General features: G+C 66.1%; 20 protein-coding genes. 11 read left to right on the forward strand and 9 right to left on the reverse strand.

What is annotated here, in order from left to right:
- Positions 1 to 23: 23 nt before the first annotated feature.
- A complete protein-coding gene (locus ACZ1J6_RS12260) occupies positions 24 to 215 on the reverse strand; it encodes a hypothetical protein (protein WP_465128100.1) in 192 nt (63 codons plus the stop codon).
- Positions 216 to 315: 100 nt separating this feature from the next.
- On the opposite strand from ACZ1J6_RS12260, the gene ACZ1J6_RS12265 reads away from it, so the two are divergent.
- Positions 316 to 2,163, forward strand: a complete 1,848-nt coding sequence (locus tag ACZ1J6_RS12265) for a DUF885 domain-containing protein (protein WP_431567030.1) — start codon at positions 316 to 318, stop codon at positions 2,161 to 2,163.
- Between the two features lie 60 nt (positions 2,164 to 2,223).
- Here ACZ1J6_RS12265 and ACZ1J6_RS12270 read toward each other — a convergent pair whose 3' ends face one another.
- Complete coding sequence (locus tag ACZ1J6_RS12270) at positions 2,224 to 2,577, reverse strand: hypothetical protein (protein WP_132263092.1); 354 nt, start codon at positions 2,575 to 2,577, stop codon at positions 2,224 to 2,226.
- A gap of 156 nt (positions 2,578 to 2,733) precedes the next feature.
- Positions 2,734 to 4,335, reverse strand: coding sequence for a phosphoenolpyruvate carboxykinase (locus tag ACZ1J6_RS12275; RefSeq protein ID WP_431567031.1), 1,602 nt, complete (start codon positions 4,333 to 4,335; stop codon positions 2,734 to 2,736).
- Between the two features lie 258 nt (positions 4,336 to 4,593).
- Between ACZ1J6_RS12275 and ACZ1J6_RS12280 the strand changes: the two genes are divergently transcribed.
- The 8 genes from ACZ1J6_RS12280 to ACZ1J6_RS12315 all read left to right on the forward strand — a co-directional run bounded on the left by ACZ1J6_RS12280 (position 4,594) and on the right by ACZ1J6_RS12315 (position 10,562).
- Complete coding sequence (locus ACZ1J6_RS12280) at positions 4,594 to 5,397, forward strand: response regulator transcription factor (RefSeq protein WP_132263095.1); 804 nt, start codon at positions 4,594 to 4,596, stop codon at positions 5,395 to 5,397.
- 66 nt (positions 5,398 to 5,463) lie between these two features.
- Positions 5,464 to 7,041, forward strand: coding sequence for a sensor histidine kinase (locus ACZ1J6_RS12285; protein WP_132263097.1), 1,578 nt, complete (start codon positions 5,464 to 5,466; stop codon positions 7,039 to 7,041).
- A gap of 2 nt (positions 7,042 to 7,043) precedes the next feature.
- Positions 7,044 to 7,472 (forward strand): HPr kinase/phosphorylase, encoded by a 429-nt coding sequence (locus ACZ1J6_RS12290; RefSeq protein ID WP_431567032.1) that lies wholly within the window; start codon positions 7,044 to 7,046, stop codon positions 7,470 to 7,472.
- Between the two features lie 149 nt (positions 7,473 to 7,621).
- Positions 7,622 to 8,500 (forward strand): RNase adapter RapZ, encoded by an 879-nt coding sequence (gene rapZ, locus ACZ1J6_RS12295; RefSeq protein WP_243840873.1) that lies wholly within the window; start codon positions 7,622 to 7,624, stop codon positions 8,498 to 8,500.
- Between the two features lie 55 nt (positions 8,501 to 8,555).
- Positions 8,556 to 8,963, forward strand: coding sequence for a PTS sugar transporter subunit IIA (locus tag ACZ1J6_RS12300; RefSeq protein WP_132263101.1), 408 nt, complete (start codon positions 8,556 to 8,558; stop codon positions 8,961 to 8,963).
- Positions 8,960 to 9,238 carry an HPr family phosphocarrier protein gene (locus tag ACZ1J6_RS12305; protein ID WP_132263103.1) on the forward strand — a complete coding sequence of 93 codons (279 nt, stop codon included), beginning with the start codon at positions 8,960 to 8,962 and terminating at the stop codon, positions 9,236 to 9,238. Before ACZ1J6_RS12300 ends, ACZ1J6_RS12305 begins: the two co-directional genes overlap by 4 nt.
- Positions 9,235 to 10,080, forward strand: coding sequence for a TrmH family RNA methyltransferase (locus ACZ1J6_RS12310; RefSeq protein WP_431567033.1), 846 nt, complete (start codon positions 9,235 to 9,237; stop codon positions 10,078 to 10,080). Before ACZ1J6_RS12305 ends, ACZ1J6_RS12310 begins: the two co-directional genes overlap by 4 nt.
- Positions 10,081 to 10,118: 38 nt before the next feature.
- Positions 10,119 to 10,562: an META domain-containing protein gene (locus ACZ1J6_RS12315; protein WP_465128101.1), complete on the forward strand. Its 444-nt coding sequence runs from the start codon at positions 10,119 to 10,121 to the stop codon at positions 10,560 to 10,562.
- A gap of 3 nt (positions 10,563 to 10,565) precedes the next feature.
- On the opposite strand, the gene ACZ1J6_RS12320 is transcribed toward ACZ1J6_RS12315, so the two are convergent.
- The 3 genes from ACZ1J6_RS12320 to recR form a co-directional block, all read right to left on the reverse strand.
- Positions 10,566 to 12,176, reverse strand: coding sequence for a DNA recombination protein RmuC (locus ACZ1J6_RS12320; RefSeq protein ID WP_431567035.1), 1,611 nt, complete (start codon positions 12,174 to 12,176; stop codon positions 10,566 to 10,568).
- A gap of 68 nt (positions 12,177 to 12,244) precedes the next feature.
- A complete protein-coding gene (def, locus tag ACZ1J6_RS12325; RefSeq protein ID WP_431567036.1) occupies positions 12,245 to 12,814 on the reverse strand; it encodes a peptide deformylase in 570 nt (189 codons plus the stop codon).
- 62 nt (positions 12,815 to 12,876) lie between these two features.
- Positions 12,877 to 13,473, reverse strand: a complete 597-nt coding sequence (gene recR / locus ACZ1J6_RS12330) for a recombination mediator RecR (RefSeq protein ID WP_132263112.1) — start codon at positions 13,471 to 13,473, stop codon at positions 12,877 to 12,879.
- A gap of 60 nt (positions 13,474 to 13,533) precedes the next feature.
- Here recR and fmt point away from each other — a divergent pair, with 60 nt between their 5' ends.
- On the forward strand, positions 13,534 to 14,445 hold the full coding sequence (gene fmt / locus ACZ1J6_RS12335; RefSeq protein WP_431567037.1) for a methionyl-tRNA formyltransferase: 912 nt from the start codon (positions 13,534 to 13,536) through the stop codon (positions 14,443 to 14,445).
- A 3-nt stretch (positions 14,446 to 14,448) separates the two neighbouring features.
- Here the strand turns inward: fmt and ACZ1J6_RS12340 are convergent, their stop codons facing one another.
- Positions 14,449 to 15,015 (reverse strand): cupin domain-containing protein, encoded by a 567-nt coding sequence (locus ACZ1J6_RS12340; protein ID WP_243654073.1) that lies wholly within the window; start codon positions 15,013 to 15,015, stop codon positions 14,449 to 14,451.
- Positions 15,016 to 15,111: 96 nt separating this feature from the next.
- Here ACZ1J6_RS12340 and truA point away from each other — a divergent pair, with 96 nt between their 5' ends.
- Positions 15,112 to 15,858: a tRNA pseudouridine(38-40) synthase TruA gene (truA, locus tag ACZ1J6_RS12345; protein WP_431567038.1), complete on the forward strand. Its 747-nt coding sequence runs from the start codon at positions 15,112 to 15,114 to the stop codon at positions 15,856 to 15,858.
- A gap of 84 nt (positions 15,859 to 15,942) precedes the next feature.
- On the opposite strand, the gene cobS is transcribed toward truA, so the two are convergent.
- Both cobS and ACZ1J6_RS12355 read right to left on the reverse strand, forming a co-directional pair.
- Positions 15,943 to 16,935, reverse strand: coding sequence for a cobaltochelatase subunit CobS (gene cobS / locus ACZ1J6_RS12350; protein WP_132263117.1), 993 nt, complete (start codon positions 16,933 to 16,935; stop codon positions 15,943 to 15,945).
- A gap of 156 nt (positions 16,936 to 17,091) precedes the next feature.
- Positions 17,092 to 17,859 carry a winged helix-turn-helix transcriptional regulator gene (locus ACZ1J6_RS12355; RefSeq protein ID WP_465128102.1) on the reverse strand — a complete coding sequence of 256 codons (768 nt, stop codon included), beginning with the start codon at positions 17,857 to 17,859 and terminating at the stop codon, positions 17,092 to 17,094.
- Positions 17,860 to 17,920 lie beyond the last annotated feature (61 nt).

Here is a 17,920-nt window from a genome sequence, read left to right on the forward strand (position 1 = left end):
TCAGGGTGAAAAAGGCGTTGGAGTCACTCCGACGCCTTTTTCGTATCCCCAGCCTTGGCCAGCGTGTCGCCCTGCGAGTTCGGCAAGGTCCAGATCGCGACGTTCACGGTCAACACGCCCGCCAGCACCAGCATCAAAGCGGCTTGCTTGCGGTAGCCCCCGCGCCGAAAGAGCGCGACGGCTCCCAACACGAGCAGAACGATGGTCAGGATCATGAGAGATAGGGCGAAGTCCATGGCTTATCCCCTAACGCACTCGCCTGGCCGGCGCGAGCGGGTTTGACAGGCGGGAACGTCGCCGCCAGATTTCGCGGCCATGAAGAACCCTGACATGACGGCCGCAGCACTCTCGCGGCGCACCACGCTCCAACTCCTCGCCGCCGGAACTGCCGGCATCGCCCTGCCCGGCGTCGCCCGCGCCGCGGCGGCCAAGCCGCAGGACGCAGCCGCCCTGCTCGATTCGATCGCCTGGAGACTGCTGGAGCACAATCCGGAAGGCGCAACCGGCCTGGGCATCGACGTGGGCGCCCATGCCGCCTTGCGCTCCAAGGCCGAGGACCGCTCCTTCGCGGGCAAGGCCGCGCTCGCCAGGACCTTGCGCGAAGACCTCGCCCGCGTGGAGGCATTCCCGGTGTCCGGCCTGGACCATGCGACGCAGACCAGCCTTGCCGTGGTGCGCAGCGCTTACAAGACCTCGCTCGACGGTTTTGCGCAGCCCTATGGCGATGTCGCCGTGGGCGGCTGGCGCAACACGCCCTATGTCGTGATCCAGAACGTGGGCGCCTATCTCGACACGCCCAAGTTCCTCGATGCCGACCATCCCGTGAAGTCCGCCGCCGATGCGGAAGCCTACATCTCGCGCCTGTCGCAGTTCGACAACCAGCTCGACGGAGAGCTGGAGCGCATGCGCAAGGCCACCGACCAGGGCCTCGTCCCGCCGGACTTCCTGCTGGACCGCGCCATCGCGCAGATGACCAGCACTCTCGAAGATGCCCGCAACAACGGCGGCGGCCTCGTCAGTTCGCTGGTCGATCGCACCAAGACCATCCCCGGCAACTGGGAGGGCCGTGCGAAGCCCATCGTTTCCGCCGAAGTCGTGCCCGCGCTGGAGCGCCAGCTCGCCGAACTGAAGCGCCAGCGCGGTGTAGCCAAGGGCGACCCGGGCATGCGCGAGCGTCCTCATGGCGCGGAATTCTACGCCTGGGCCCTGCGCGCCAGCACGACCACCACGGTGCCCGCCGCGGAGATCCACCAGCGCGGGCTTGAGGAACTGGCCGCGCTCCATGCCCGCATGGACCCGATCCTTCAGAAGCTGGGCTATACCACCGGCACCGTGGGCGAGCGGATGACCGCGCTCGGCACCGACAAGCGCTTCATGTTCCCCGAGGGCGATCCCGGCCGCACCGAGATCATGGCCTTCATCCGCCACCGCATCGACTGGATCCGCGCCCAGATGCCGCGCGCCTTCCGCGATCCGGTGAAGGGCAATGTCGAAGTGCGGCGCCTGCCGCTGGCCGAGGAACCCGGCGCGCCGACCGCTTACGGCGGCGCCGGCTCGATCGACGGCTCGGTGCCGGGCAAGATGTGGATCAACTTGCGCACCACGGACCTGCACCGCAAGTACGACCTGCCCACTCTGGTCCACCATGAAGCGATCCCGGGCCACGTCTGGCAGGGCGAATATGCCAACCGCCTGCCGCTGATCCGCTCGATCCTGGCCTTCAACGCCTATTCGGAAGGCTGGGCGCTCTACGGCGAGCAATTGGCCGACGAGCTTGGCGCCTATGCCGACGATCCGGTCGGCCAGCTGGGCTATCTCCAGTCGATCGCGTTTCGTGCCTGCCGCATGGTCGTCGACACCGGCCTCCATTCCAAGGGCTGGAGCCGGGAAGAGGCCGTGCGCTTCTTCATGGAGAAGAACGGCAACAAGCGCGAGGAAGTGGCCAACGAAGTGGACCGCTACTGCTCCTGGCCGGGCCAGGCCTGCGGTTACAAGATGGGTCACTCCGAGATCAATCGGCAGCGCAGCCGCGCCCAGGCGGCGCTCGGCACCCGCTACGACTTGCGCGATTTCGACCAGGCCGTGGTCGACGGCGGCAATGTGCCGCTGGACGTGCTGGCGAAGAATATCGACAGCTATATCGCCACCGGCAAGGCCGGTTGATGGTAACGTCGTCCCGGATCGGATCCGGGACGACGATAATTCACGAGTTGGGCCGTTCGCTTACTTCTTGCCGAAGAAGCCCTTGGCCATGTCGGTCAGGTCGTCGATCACGCTGCCGTCCCCGTCCTTGTCGAGGAACGCGGTGAACTTCGAAGGGTCGCTGCCGACCAGGCTGGCGAACTGACCCAGCGAGCCTTCGCCGCCGATGGCCGCGATCACCTGCTGGATCGTGCCGACGCCGAGACCGGTCTTCTGCGCGGCCAGCTGCGCCGTGTCGCCCTCTTCCTGATGCGCCAGTCCGAGCGCGGCAATCGCCTTTTCAGCCTGCGCCGGCTCGATGCCGAGCTTGGAGGCGAGGTTCGCGATGTCGGGGTGGTCGCTGACTTGTCCAAGGATGCCGTCGAAAAGTCCCATGGTCTTTCTCCTGGAGAGAGGGGGAAGAGGAGGATGCACTGTCTTGATGACAAAACAAGGGCCTCGAAACCGAAGTTCCGAGGCCCCCTGTTTATTTCAAGCCGGAATGCCTGATTCACGTAGAACCAAGCGCTTTCGAAGCAGGATTGTCCAAGATCAGGCCGCGACCGGCGCCGCCTTGCGCACGCCTTCATCGACATGCTCTTCGAACTGGGCGAAGTTTTCGATGAACTGGCGCACCAGCGTCTGCGCCGTCTTGTCATAGGCATCGCCGTCGGCCCAGGCGCCGCGCGGGTCGAGCAGCTTGCTGTCGACTCCCGGAACCGCCACCGGAACCTCGAAGCCGAAGTTCGGATCTTCCTTGAACTCGGCATTGTTGAGGCTGCCGTCGAGCGCGGCATTGAGCAGGGCGCGGGTGGCCTTGATCGGCATGCGCTTGATGCCTTCCATCGTCGCCATGCCGCCCGACCAGCCGGTGTTCACCAGCCAGCACTTCACGCCGCCCTTGGCGATGCGCTCCTTGAGGAGATTGCCGTAGACCGAGGGATGGCGCGGCATGAACGGTGCGCCGAAGCAGGTGGAGAACGTCGCTTCCGGTTCGGTCACGCCGATCTCGGTGCCGGCAACGCGCGCGGTATATCCCGAGAGGAAGTGGTACATCGCCTGGTCCGGGGTGAGCCGCGCGATCGGCGGCAGCACGCCGTAGGCATCGGCGGTCAGGAAGATGATGTTCTTCGGAACCGGGCCGAGGTTCTTCTCCGAGCAGTTCGGAATGAAGTCGATCGGGTAGGATCCGCGGCTGTTTTCGGCCAGGCTGTTGTCGTCGAGGTCGATCTGGCGCGTCTCCGGATCGATCACCACGTTTTCCAGCACCGTGCCGAAGCGCTTAGTGGTGGCGAAGATTTCCGGCTCGGCTTCGGCCGAGAGACGGATCATCTTGGCGTAGCAGCCGCCTTCGAAGTTGAACACGGCGGTATCGGACCAGCCATGCTCGTCGTCACCGATCAGGGTGCGCGAGGCATCGGCCGAAAGCGTGGTCTTGCCGGTGCCGGAAAGACCGAAGAACACGGCGGTATCGCCCTCGGGACCGATATTCGCCGAGCAGTGCATCGGCATCACGCCCTTGGTCGGCAGCAGGTAGTTGAGGATGCCGAAGACCGACTTCTTCATTTCGCCTGCATAGGACGTGCCGCCGATGAGGATCAGCTTCTCGCTGAAATTGACCGCGATCACCGTCTCGCTGCGCGAACCATGGCGCTCGGGATCGGCGCGGAAGCTCGGCAGGTCGATAATGGTGTATTCGGGCACGAAGCTTTCCAGCTCCGTCTCGGACGGGCGCACCAGCAGCGTGCGGATGAACAGGTTGTGCCAGGCGAACTCATTGATCACCCGCACTTTCACGCGGTGTTCCGGCTGCGAGCCGCCGAACAGGTCGGCCACGTAGAGCTGATCCTTCTCGGACACGGCGGCCAGAAAATCGGCCTTGAGCGCGGCGAAATGTTCCGGCGTCATCGGCACATTGGTCTTGCCCCACCAGACCGTATTTTCGGTCTCGGCGTCCTTGACGATGAACTTGTCCTTGGCCGAGCGCCCGGTGTGCTTGCCTGTCGCCACGACGAACGGACCGTCCGCAGCGAGCATGCCCTCGCCATTCTTGACGGCTTGCTCGATCAACGGCGCGGTGCCGAGGTTCGCGAGCACTTTCGCGCCTGTTTCTATGCCTTGACTGGCGAGCGGATAGTTAAGGGAAGCGGCCAATGTCATCTCCTCCATTTAAGGCGGGACCGGCGGGAACCGGGCACGCCCCGACATTTTTGCGCAAGAATCGGCTGGCGATTATTCGCCCAGCCCCTTTTCCGTCAAATTTTTGCAAAAATAAATGGAGCGGGGGAGGTAGGACGAATGCACCTCGACCATTCCGGGGCAAATTCGGGACGAATCGCAAAGGCGTGGACGGCCAGGCCGGCAGCCGCTAGTCACGGCGTTCGATTGCACGGAAGGAACGCAGCGCAATCCATGGTTGAATCCACGGCATCTTCCACGCCAGGCCCGGCCGGCTCCCCCGCCACGGGCAGCCCTTCCCCCGAAGAGACCCTGCCGGCGCCCGTCCGCCAGCAATCGATCGCGCTGGTGGACGACGACCGCAACATCCTGACCACCGTGTCGATAGGTCTCCAGGCCGAAGGCTTCGCCACGCGCCTCTATACCGATGGCGAAACGGCGCTGAAGGCACTGCTGGAGAATCCGCCGGACCTGGCCATCTTCGACATCAAGATGCCGCGCATGGACGGGCTGCACTTGCTCCAGGCGCTGCGCGAACAGTCCAGCCTGCCGGTGATCTTCCTGACCTCCAAGGACGAGGAACCCGACGAGGCGCTCGGCCTGGCGATGGGCGCGGACGACTACATCACCAAGCCGTTCAGCCAGCGCCTGCTGATCGCCCGCATTCGCGCGATCCTTCGCCGCAGCGAACTGGCGAAGACGTCCAGCGAGGAGACCGTGCAGGAAAACCTGCCCGACCCGGTGACACGCGGCCGCCTCAGCCTCGACCCCGCGCGCCATCAGGTGACCTGGAATGGCGAACCGGTCTCGCTGACCGTTACCGAGTTCCTGATCCTGGAAGCGCTCGCCTTGCGGCCCGGCGTCGTGAAAAGCCGCAACCAGCTGATGGATGCCGCCTATAGCGAGGACGTCTACGTCGACGACCGCACGATCGACAGCCATATCAAGCGCCTGCGCCGCAAGTTCCGCGGGGTCGACCCCGAATTCTCGGCCATCGATACGCTCTACGGCGCCGGCTATTCGTTCACCGATGGCTGAACCGCACCGCCGCCTCCGGCCCCTCGCCAACCCGCCCGCGCCTCTGCACCCCTCCGCCCGGCCGTGATGTCCAGCCCCACCCGCAAGCGGCGCAAGGCCCCTCTGCCGGTCAGGCTCGGCCTGTCCTGGCGCGTCTCCCTGACGGCGCGCATCCTCGCCGTGAACGTGATCGCCCTGGCCCTGCTGGCGGGCAGCCTGTTCTACATCGACAGCTACCGCCGCGAATTGCTGGACGAACGCTTCCGCCTGGCCCGCGCGGAAGCCGAAGTCGTCGCCATCACGCTGAACGGCGAACAGGCCGAACGCCGCCGCGACCTGATCGCCCGCATCGGCTCCGGCCAGGCCTTGCGCCTGCGCCTGTTCGACCGCAACGGCAAGCTCGCGGCAGACAGCTTCACGCTGGCCAGGCCCTCCTACACCCTCATCGATCCCGCCACGGAGCCCTGGTTCCAGGATGCCGCCCGCGCGCTGGACAAGGGCATGGACTGGGTCCTCGGCTCACCGCCGGTCGCCGATTACCACGATGCGCCCGGCGCCGGCGCCTCCGCCTGGCCGGAAGTGGCTGCTGCTCTTGCCAGCGGACGCACCGAAGTCAGCCACAAGGCCGCGCCAGACCGTACACCGGTGATCATCGCCGCAACCCCGGTCGGGCACCGCGGAGAGGCGCTGCTCGTCACCCGCAACGCGCGCGACATTACCGAAAACGTGCGCATGGCCCGCCAGACGCTCGCCATCATCGTCGGCGCTGCGCTCACCGTTTCGATCCTGCTCTCGCTGTTCCTGGCGCGCACCATCGTCGAGCCGCTCCGCAAGCTGGTCCGCTCCGCCGTGCGCGTGCGGCTCGGCCGCGACCGCAGCGTGATCGTGCCGCGCCTGCCCGACCGCCGCGACGAGATCGGCCTGCTGGCCCGCGCGATCTCGGACATGAGCGGCGCCCTGCGCCAGCGCATCGACGCGGTGGAGAGCTTCGCGGCCGATGTCGCCCACGAACTGAAAAACCCCCTCACCAGCCTGCGCAGCGCGCTCGAGAATCTCGACCGCGTCGATGAGCCTTCCTTGCGGCGCCAGTTGATCGGCATCGCCAAGGACGACGTGCGGCGGATCGATTTCCTCGTCACCGAAATCGCCGATGCCAGCCGCATCGATGCGGAGCTCAGCCGCACGACGTTCGAGCCGGTCGACATGCTCCGCCTCGTCCGCGCGCTCGTCGCGGAGCGTGAGCAGCGCGGCGTCAACGGCGCCTGCCCGGTCCGCATCATCCGCGAGGCCGACGGCGACCTCCTGGTTCCCGGCGACGCGTCGCGGCTGGAACGCGTGCTCCAGAACCTGCTCGACAACGCCATCTCCTTTTCGCCGGGCGGCACGCCGATCGAAGTCGCGGTGGGCCGCAGCGAGGGCCGCGTCACTCTCTCCGTGTCCGACCACGGCCCCGGCATCCCGGAAGCCGCCCGCGAGCGCATCTTCGAACGCTTCCATTCGCTGCGGCCGAACAGCGAGGAGTTCGGCAAGCATTCGGGCCTGGGCCTGGCCATCGCCCGCACCATCGTGGAGGCGCATTACGGCAAGCTGCGCGCCACGGACCGCACGGACGGCACGCATGGCGCACGGCTGCTCCTTTCGCTGCCCGCGTGGCAGGGGGAATGAAGATGACCGCGCCTTTCGCCCGGCAGTCCACCTGCGTCGCCATCGGGGACCGCGCAGTGCTGATCGAAGGGCCATCGGGCACGGGCAAGTCTGGCCTGGCCCTCGCGCTCATCGACCGCGGCGCCCGTCTGGTGGGGGACGACGGCATTCTGCTGCAAGCGGCAAGCGGCCGCCTCTGGGCGCGGCCGCACCCCCACACGCGGGGCCTGGTGGAAGTGCGCAATCTCGGCATTCTGCCCTTCCCCTGCGCCGACGAGGCGCCGGTGGCCCTGCTGGTCACGCTCGACCCCGCCGCGCCGCGTTTCATCGAAGCAGCGGATACCATCGACCTCGGCGGCATCGCCATACCTGCGCTGCGCCTTTGGCCCGATGCCGGGCCCCTGGCGCTGAAGGTTGAGCTGGCGTTGTTGCATTATGGTCTCACCGGGTGACAAACCTGTAAGATCGCCCCTTTTCTTTCCCCGCGCCGGGGCGCAAACAGCCCCGGATGCAGGACGATCTCCCCCCCGGAGCGGCTTCCCCGGCCCCTCTCGACCCGACTCAGCCCGCCCGCCGACAGAAAGTGTTGCTGGTGACCGGCATGCTCGGTGCCGGCAAGACCACGGTCCTGCGGGTGCTGGAGGATCTCGGCTGGGAAATCATCGACAATTTCCCGGTCCGTCTGCTGGAGCGCATGATCGAGGGCAAACCCTCGGACGACCCATCGCCGCTCGCGATCGGCTTCGATTGCCGTACCCGCGGTTTCAATCCGGAGCGGGTCATCGCACAGGTCAAAGCGCTGGGCGAACGCGCGGATCTGGAAGTCACCACGCTGTTCCTCGACTGTTCGAGCAAGGAGCTGGAGCGCCGCTTCAACGAGACCCGCCGGCGCCATGTCCTGGCGGCCGACGCACCGGTGGACAGCGGCATTCGGGCCGAGCGCGAACTGCTGGCGCCGCTGCGCCGCTGGGCCGACATCCTGATAGAAACCACGGAGTTCACGTCTAACGACCTGCAACGCGCGATTCGCGAGCGGTTCGCCACTGACGAGCCGGAAGACCTGACGATCACGGTGTCCAGCTTCGGCTTCTCACGCGGAATGCCCCCGCTGGCCGACTTCGTCTTCGACATGCGCTTCGTGGAGAACCCGCACTGGGATTCGGAGTTACGCCCGATGACCGGACAGGACGCCCCGGTGGGCGACTATATCCGCAAAGACCCTGCTTTCGACGAAGCATTTGCGCGGATTCGCGACCTTCTGCTGCTCCTGCTTCCGCGGTATCGCGCCCAGGGCAAGGCCTATCTCCACATTGCCTTCGGGTGTACCGGAGGGCGACACCGCTCCGTTTTTACCGCCGAGCAGATGGCAGCGGCCTTGCGCGAAGCGGGTTTTTCGCCCACATTGTTGCATCGCAACCTGGGCTCGCGGGCTGCTGATCTGCTCGAGGGGGGAAATTCTCGAAGGGGTCCGGTGGCGTGAAAGAAGATTATATAACCCGGTCGCATTCGCAGGAAATTCGGAGCCTAACCCCAGCATGATCGGCATGATCCTGGTCACTCACGGCAATCTTGCCGAGGAATTCGTACACGCGATGGAGCACGTCGTCGGTGACCAGTCCGCGGTCGCCACCGTCTGCATCGGTCCCAACGACGACATGGAGCGCCGTCGCAGCGAGATTGCCGAAGCGATCACAGCCGTCGACAGCGGCGAAGGCGTCATCATCCTCACCGACCTGTTCGGCGGCACGCCCTCGAATCTCGCGATCTCGCTGATGCAGGCCGGCAAAGTCGAAGTGATCGCCGGAATCAACCTGCCCATGCTGATTCGCCTCGCCAAGGCGCGTGCCTGCATGTCCGTGCGCGACGCTGCCGCAGCCGCGCGCGATGCCGGGCGTAACTACATCACGATCGCCAGCGAATACCTCGGGCAGGACGCCGCATGAGCGCTGCGCGTGAGACGGTGCTGATCGTCAACAAGCGCGGCCTTCATGCCCGCGCCAGTGCCAAGTTCGTCAACCACGTCGCCGAACTGCCGGAATCCGTGCTGGTCACCGTCGGCAAGGACGGGACCGAAGCGGCCGGCAATTCCATTCTCGGGCTGATGATGCTCGGTGCCGCCAAGGGCGACAGCATCGAGATCGCCTGCCAGGGCGAAGGCGCGCAGGATGCGCTTGCGGTCCTCGCCACGCTCGTGCGTGACGGTTTCGGCGAAGAATGACGCCTTCCGACCGCGCGGTCTACCGCCGCACCATTACCGGATTCTCCAACCCGCTGGTCAAATTCCTGCGCTCTCTGCGCGAGAAGAAGCACCGCAAGCGGGAGCAGCGCTTCCTGGCCGAGGGCCTGCGCCTTCTGACCGATGCCCGCGAATGCGGCATCGTGCCGGAGATGCTCGTCATGGCTATCGGCCGCGAACCACACCCTCTTCTCGATGCGCTCGAACAGGCTGTCGCGGAGGCTGGCGGCGATATCGTCGAAATGGACGAGGAAATTCTCGCCAAGGTCACCGGCAAGGACAATCCGCAGGCCGTCGCTGGCGTCTTCGCCGAGTTCGACACGCGCATTGCCAATCTAGACCGCGCTTCGGCCCCGATCTGGCTGGTGGCACAGGCCCTGCGCGACCCGGGCAACCTCGGAACGATGCTGCGAACGGGCGATGCCGTCGGTGCCGGCGGGCTGATCCTGCTTGACGACTGCGCCGATCCTTTTTCGGTCGAAGCGGTGCGCGCCAGCATGGGGGCGATCTTCACGCAAAAGATCGCGATCGCCCGGTGGGACGAATTCCAGGACTGGTTGCGGGCCGGCGATGGCCAGCTCGTCGCGGCCTCGCTGCGGGATCCCACGGATTATCGCCAGGCGCCTTACGCCGCGCCGTGCTTCCTGATGGTCGGCAACGAATCGCAGGGCCTGCCGCAAGCTTATGAGGAAGCCTGTGACTTGCGCGTCACCATTCCCATGCGCGGGCGGGCGGACAGCCTGAACGCCGCCGTGGCGGGTGCCGTGCTGGCCTACGAAGCCCTGGCACACCTTAACGGACCCCATCGTCAGGACGGTAACTGAAAAGGGCGTTCATCCGGGCATCATCTGGGACGTGTAGAGTGCGCCGCATCATGCGTGCCGCTCTGCTATCTCTCTGCCTCCTGTCGCCCCTCGCTGCCTGTTCCATACAGGGCGACGATTCGCCCCTGGCCCGCACGACCTGGCGCTTTGCCCTGATCGACGGGCAACGCCCCGAGTCCACGGATGCGCGCCTGACCTTCGAAGGACGCAAGGTGGGCGTTCAGGTCGGTTGCAACCGCATGGACGGCCCTTGGCGCATCGACGAGGAGCGCCTGATCGCCGGGCCCCTCGCCCTTACCGAAATGACCTGCACCGTTCCCGCCTGGGACCAGGAAAAGGCCGTGAACGCCCTGCTCGTCGCAACGCCCCGCTTCGCCGTCGAGGGCAATCACATGATCCTGCAATCGAGCGGGCACACGGCCGAACTGGTTCGCGAAGGCGGCCCCATCGAACGACCGACACGCACCGCTGACGGCAGCTGAGGCCTATTCGGCCGCTTCCGACAGGGGATTATCCTCTACGGCGGGCCTGGTCTCGGCAATGGCCTCGATCTCCTCGGCCACGGCTTCGGCACCATAGCGCGGCATTGATTCGATCTGCGGCACGTCGTCGATCTCACGCTTGCCGATCTCGATGTGCTTGTCGCGCAGGCGCCGGCCCGAACTGAGTACGTTGCGTTCGAAGCTGCCTACGAACTTGTTGTAATTGTTCACCGCCGATTCGAGACCCGCGCCCACGCGCTTCATGTGCTCGCTGGCCGTGGCCAACCGGTCGTAGAGTTCGCCGCCCATCCGGCCGATCTCGCGCGCCTCGCGCGCCAGGCCGTCCTGTCGCCAGACTTGTGCCACGGTGCGGGCGATGGCGACGAGATTGGTCGGCGTGGCCAGCAGCACGCGGTTGCGGAAGGCGAAGTCCCAGAGTTCGGGATCCTGCTCCAGTGCAGCGGCCACGAAGTGCTCGCCCGGCACGAACATGACCACGTAATCCGGCGCGTCCTCGAACTGGCTCTGATAGCTCTTGGCGCCCAGGGTCTGGACGTGATTGCGCATCGAGGCGACATGCTGGCGCAGCGCGGCGTCACGAGTCGTTTCGTCCTGCGCCTCGAAGGCCTCCTGATAGGCATTGAGCGAGACCTTGGCATCGATCACCAGGCGCTTCTGACCCGGGATGTTGACGATCGCGTCCGGCCGCAGTCGGCCTTCCTCGGTGTCGATCGAATGCTCGGTGACGAAGTCCGTGTGCTCGGCAAGACCGCATTGCTCCAGCACATTGCGAAGCTGCTGCTCGCCCCAGCGCCCTCGCGCCTTGGGGGCATTGCGCAGAGAATTGCCGAGCCGCTGCGCCTCCTCGCGCACCTTTTCCTGCCCTTCGCGCATCGACTGGATCAGGCCGGTGAGCTGGCCGAACGAATCGACCCGCTTGGCCTCGAGCGCGGATACCTGCAGTTCGTAGGACTTGAGGCGCTCGCCGACCGGCGCCAGCAGCGTGGCGATGCGCTCGGCATTGGCTTTCTCGCTCTCCTCGAACCGCGCCCCGGCGCGGCGCAGGAAAGCATCCTGCGCCCCTGCGAGCACCTTCGCACCCGCATTCTCGAATTCCTTGCGCAGCGCTTCCTGCGCTTGCAGCAGAAGCCGCTTCTGTTCGTCGAAATTGGCGGATTTTTCGCGCAGCGTCGCGAGTTCGGAAGCCAGTTCGCGCTGCTCGCGGCGCAAGCCATCGACCAGACCGGCATGCTCGGACCGCGTGCGTTCCAGAACCTGGGTCAATTCGCCGCGCGTGCGGTCCAGAATCTCGACATGCTCGAAGCGCAGGCGCTCAACCGTCTCCCCATGGTCCTTGCGCAGCTGGTCCACCGCCAGGCCATGTTCGGCCCGGGTGCGTTCCAGCGATGCCGCAAGGTCATCGGCCCGGCTGGCGCGCTCCGTGGCGCCTGCCAGGTCGCGAATCGCTGCCCGGAAGCGCTCGTCGAGATCGCGCGCCTCACGGTCGCGCGTCTCATGCCGCTGCCGCCATTCGGCGGCAGGTCGGGACCCGAAGAACCAGCCGGCACCAAGACCGACAACGAGCGCGAAAAGTGCGGCGACAGCGATTTCCATTCCGGAAGCCTATCCGGAACGTTTCAGGAACGCCAGCCCTTATCGGGGATTTTCCACCGAAGCGGAAATCACGCCGCCTTGCGCAGCTTGTCCAGCTTCTTGAGCGCCATCTGGCGCTTCAGGCGCGAGAGGTGGTCGATGAAGAGGATGCCTTCGAGATGGTCCATCTCGTGCTGAAGGCAGGTGGCCATCAGGCCTTCCATGTCTTCCTCGTGCACGGTGCCGTCGAGGTCCTGCCAGCGGGCACGGATGCGCGAGGGGCGCTCCACGTCGGCATAGATCTCTGGGACCGAGAGACAGCCTTCCTGGTAGACGGTATGCTCTTCCGAAGGATCGAGGATTTCCGGATTGATGAAGATCCGGGGCTCGTTCCTGGTCGGCTGGTGCGTGTGGTGATGATCACCGTGAGCGGTGCACACTTCCGGCTCGGCATCCTCGTCGTCCGGCTGAAGGTCGATCACCAGAACGCGCAGGGGAACGCCCACCTGGATGGCGGCCAGGCCGATGCCCGGTGCGTCATACATGGTCTCGAACATGTCCTCGACGAGCGTATTGAGCTCGTCGTCGAACTTTTCGACGGGGACCGAAACCTGCTTGAGACGCGGATCGGGAACTTCGAGGATTTCACGGATAGCCATGGGGCGCAGATAGTCGCGATGGCGGTTTTTCGCAAGATGGACGCTTCGATGACAGTGATCGGCTAGCTCACAGGCCGCCGTGCACGGATCGCCTGGGCCAGCGTACCCTCGTCCAGATAGTCGAGTTCACCGCCCACCGGCAGGCCGTGGGCAAGCTGGGTAATGCGCACCGGAAGCCCTTCAAGACGCTCGGCAATGTAATGCGCCGTGGTCTGCCCTTCGAGCGTCGCATTCATGGCCAGCACCACTTCGTCGATGCCGCCGGCCTCCACCCGCACGAGCAGCCGGTCGATCGTCAAATCTTCCGGGCGCACGCCGTCAAGCGCGGAAAGACGACCGCCGAGGACGTGATAACGCCCGGTGAAGAGCCGCGCCCGGTCGAGCGCCCAGAGGTCCGCCACTTCCTCCACCACGCAGAGCGAGCCGGCGTCGCGGCGCGGATCGGCGCAGATGCCGCAAGGGTTGGTCGTGTCGATATTGCCGCAGGTCGCGCACTCTACCAGCGCTTCCTTCACGGCGCCGAGTGCCTCCACCAGTTGCACCAGCGAGGTCTCGCGCCGCTTGATGAGCCAGAGCACGGCCCGCCGCGCGGAACGGGGGCCAAGTCCGGGAAGGCGCGACAGCGCGGCCGTAAGCGTCTCGATCTCTTGCGATGCCATGGCGCCGGGGATAGGGCCTCCGGAGCCTTAGAGGAAGTGTTTCGGAGATTTCCCCACACCATGCGTATCGTCTTCATGGGAACGCCCGACTTCGCAGTGCCCGCGCTGGTCGCGCTGGTGGAGGCCGGGCACGAGATCGTCGCGGCCTACAGCCAGCCCCCCCGCCCCGGTGGCCGGCGCGGCAAGGAGCTGACGCCCTCGCCCGTGCACAAGGAAGCGGAGATGCGCGGGATCGAAGTGCGGCACCCCGTCTCGCTGCGCAGCGCAGAGGAACAGGACCGATTCGCCGCGCTGGAGGCGGACATTGCCGTGGTCGCCGCTTACGGATTGTTACTGCCGCAGGCGGTGCTGGACGCGCCGCGCCTGGGGTGCCTGAACATCCACGCCTCGATCCTGCCGCGCTGGCGCGGGGCGGCGCCGATCCAGCGGGCGATCCTCGCCGGCGATCCCACCACCGGCGTCACCATCATGCAGATGGAGGCCGGGCTGGACACCGGGCCGATGCTGTCCACCCTGCGCACCACGATCGAGCGCAAGACGGCGGGCGAGCTGACAAGCGAACTGGCGGAAAAAGGGGCGCAATTGATGGTCGGCACGCTGCGCGACCTGGCCGTCCATCGCCACGTTTCCCAGCCGGAAGACGGCGTCACTTACGCAAAAAAGATCGACAAGGCCGATGCCCGGCTCGACTTCACGCAGACCGCCGAGCAGGTCGAGCGTCAGGTTCGCGCCTTCATGCCCGCGCCCGGCGCGTTCTTCGAACTGGAGGGTGAGCGCTACAAAGTGCTGGCGGCCGACGTCGCCGAAGGTTCGGGCGAGCCTGGCCTGACGCTCGACGAAGCGCTCACCGTGGCGTGCGGTGCCGACAGCGCCATCCGCGTGACCCGCATCCAGCGCGCCGGGAAGCCTGCTATGGACACGGCCGACCTGCTGCGCGGCCGGCCGATACCGGCAGGCACGCGCCTCGGCTGATCGTCACGACGGCTCGGGCGCCTGGCGCTCGGGCAACTGGCCGCCAGAGAGACGGGGAGCGGGCGGCGGCTCGTTCGCCCATCTGGCTTGCGCGTCGCGGACCCGTTCGGCGGCGCGGGCCCAGCCTGCCGGCGACTTGTCGCGCACCCGGATGTCGAAACTGTCGGTAGCGCGAAACTCCAGGACTTCCGCGCCCTCCGGTCCGGCCACATAGGCATAGGGCACCTCGCTGCCCACGAAGAAGCCGTCGCCTGCCGACAGCGTTTCGGTGCCGAGTTCGACGCTGCCCGCGACGATATAGTACAGGCAATCGCAGTCATGGCTGTGCAGCGGCAAGGCGAAGCCGCTCTTCAACTGGAGCCGCGCCAGGCTCATGCCCGGCCGGCGATAGGGCACGTCCACCCGTTCCCCGGTTTCCGGCCCGGCGCTCGCGAAGAGCGGCAGCGCCGCGAGCATGTTCGGCGCCTCACCTGCCAGGGTCATGCAGCCGCATTCGTCCAGCGAAAGCGCCGCGCCGCCGCGAAACGTCTCGAAGCGGGGCCGCTCGGCGATAGTCCTTTCGTCGCTCATCCTGCCTTCTCCCATGAAGCGCCCGTGAGGATGCGCCGCTTGCGGCCGTGAGCCAAGGCGTTTGCAGTCCGCGCACAGTCCTGTATCGGCGGCGCGATGACCCGCTTTGCCCTCACTCTCGAATTCGACGGCGCCCCCTACATGGGCCTTCAGCGCCAGGCGCACGGTCCTTCGGTGCAGCAGAGCGTCGAGGAAGCGGCTTTCGCCCTTACCGGCGAGACCACGAGCATGCATGCCGCCGGGCGCACTGACGCGGGGGTTCATGCCCTGGGCATGAGAGCCCATATCGACATCGCCAAACCCTTCACGCCCTTCCAGTTCATGGAGGGCATGAATGCGCGGCTGCGGCCTCATCCGATCGCGGTGGTCGCCTGCCAGATCGTGCCGGACGACTGGCATGCGCGATTCGCCTGCATCGGCCGCGCCTATGTCTATCGTATCGCCAACCGCCGGGCGCCGCTCACGCTGGAGCGCGGCAAGGCCTGGCAGGTGCCCAAGCCGCTCGACGCGGCCGCCATGCACCGCGCGGCGCAGACGCTGGTCGGGCTGCATGACTTCACGACCTTCCGCTCGGCCCATTGCCAGGCACAAAGCCCGCTCAAGACGCTCGACCGGCTCGATGTGCGGCGCGAAGGCGAGATGGTGCTGATCGAGGCCGAGGCGCGCAGTTTCCTGCATCACCAGGTCCGCTCGATGGTCGGCTGCCTGGCGCTGGTGGGCATGGGCCGCTGGACGGAAGCGCGCGTTGCCGAGGCGCTGGAAGCGCGCGACCGGCAGGCGCTGGGCCTGAATTCGCCGCCGGACGGGCTCTATTTCGTCAAGGCCATCTACCCGGACAGCTGACGAAGCCTTGAGGCGTCGCGATCCTAGGCGAGCATAAAAAAGGGAGGCCGCAGCCTCCCTTTTTCCTGTTTCGCAATTCGAAGGTCAGACTTTGCCGACCACGCTCTCGGGCAAGTCCTTGCCGAAGACGCGCTGGTAGTATTCGGCCACCATCACGCGCTCGGTCTCGTCGCACTTGTTGAGGAACGAGAGGCGGAAGGCGAAGCCCACGTCGTTGAAGATGGCCGAGTTCTGCGCCCAGGTGATCACCGTACGCGGGCTCATCACCGTCGAGATATCGCCGTTCATGAAGCCCTGGCGCGTGAAGTCCGCAACCTTGACCATGTTGGCGACGACCTTGGCATCCACCTGCGGCACCTTCTTGGTGACGATGTCGGTTTCTACCGGCTCGGGCAGGTAATTGAGGCCGACCACCAGGTTCCAACGGTCCATCTGGCCCTGGTTGATCTGCTGGGTGCCGTGATAGAGCCCCGAAGTATCGCCGAGGCCGACCGTGTTGGCGGTGGCGAACAGGCGGAAATTGCGGTCCGGGCGGATCACGCGGTTCTGGTCGAGCAAGGTCAGCTTGCCCTCGGTTTCGAGGATGCGCTGAATGACGAACATCACGTCCGGGCGGCCCGCGTCGTATTCGTCGAACACCAGCGCCACCGGGTGCTGGAGCGCCCAGGGCAGCAGGCCTTCGCGGAATTCGGTGACCTGCAGACCGTCGCGCAGGACGATGGCGTCGCGGCCGATCAGGTCGATGCGGCTGATGTGCGCGTCGAGGTTGATGCGGATGCACGGCCACTTGAGGCGCGCGGCAACCTGTTCGATGTGAGTCGACTTGCCGGTGCCGTGATAGCCCTGCACCATGACGCGGCGATTGTAGGCGAAGCCGGCCAGGATCGCGAGCGTGGTGTCCGGGTCGAAGACGTAAGTTTCGTCCAGATCCGGAACGCGCTCGTCGGCGACGGAGAAGGCGGGCACCTTCCAGTCGATATCGATTCCGAAAGTCTCGCGCACGTCGAGTTCGATGTCGGGAGCAGCCAGCACAGTGGCGTCTCGGTTCTCGGCTTTCATGGTCTCGGTCTCAGTCATCGTTGCACTCGCGTAGACAAGCGAGCGCTGCACCGCAACAGGCTTTGCGGCTTATGGGTAAAACCAGGGCGCGATGCCGACAGGCGCTGCTTCCGTGAAAGGTCGGGGTCGTCCGCCGCCAAGAGCATTGGTCACGCTTGTGATGGGCGACGGGCCTCAATCCCCTGCATCGTCGGCGCGCCCGAGTTTCCGCGGCAGCGCGAACAGATCGATGAAACGCGCAGCGAGTGCCGGGTCGCCCTCTATCGACAATCGCCCCCCCGCCTCTTCGGCCGAGCGCTTGCCGTAGAACACCGGGAGAAAATCGGTCGCGGTTTCCGCAGCGAAGCGCAGATCGACAGCCCCGACCTCTTCCCCGGCCGGGGCGATGCCCAGTTCACCCTGCCCCAAAGTGCCGACGAAAGCCTGGCCGGCCACATCGAACACCACCCGCAAGGCAAGTGCACCGATCCGCGCCGGCTCGATCATCGTGCGCAGGGAAAGCATGAAGGCCACCGGCGTCAGCGGCAGGAAGGGGTCGTGTCCCGGCGAGCGCACCGCCCAGCGGCCCAGCTCCTGCATGACCGGCTCCAGCGCCAGTCCCCACTCCGTCAGCGCATAGACCTTGATCGAAGCCGGCGGCGGAAGTTCCGCGCGCCGCACGATGCCCGAAGCCTCCAGACTGCCCAGTCGCTCGGTCAATATTTTGGCGCTGATTCCGGGCAGCGAGGCGCGCAACCCGTTGAAGCGCCGCGGCCCGAGCATCATCTCGCGCACGATCGGCAGGGTCCAGCGCTCGCCCACGAGTTCCATGGCGAAAGCCGCGCCGCAGGCGTCGCGATACCAGCGTCCGTGCAATGCGGCCTGCGTGCTGGTATCTTCCGGTTCGTTCACCGCGCCGCCCGGCCGCTTCGACCCGGAGCCGGTTTCCTTTTTCAACTTCATAGTTGCTTTTTGTAACCTGATTGCCCAGGCTCCTGCAATAACGAATCGCCCGGTCCAGGGC

This window comes from Novosphingobium sp. BL-S-21 (assembly GCF_055521655.1).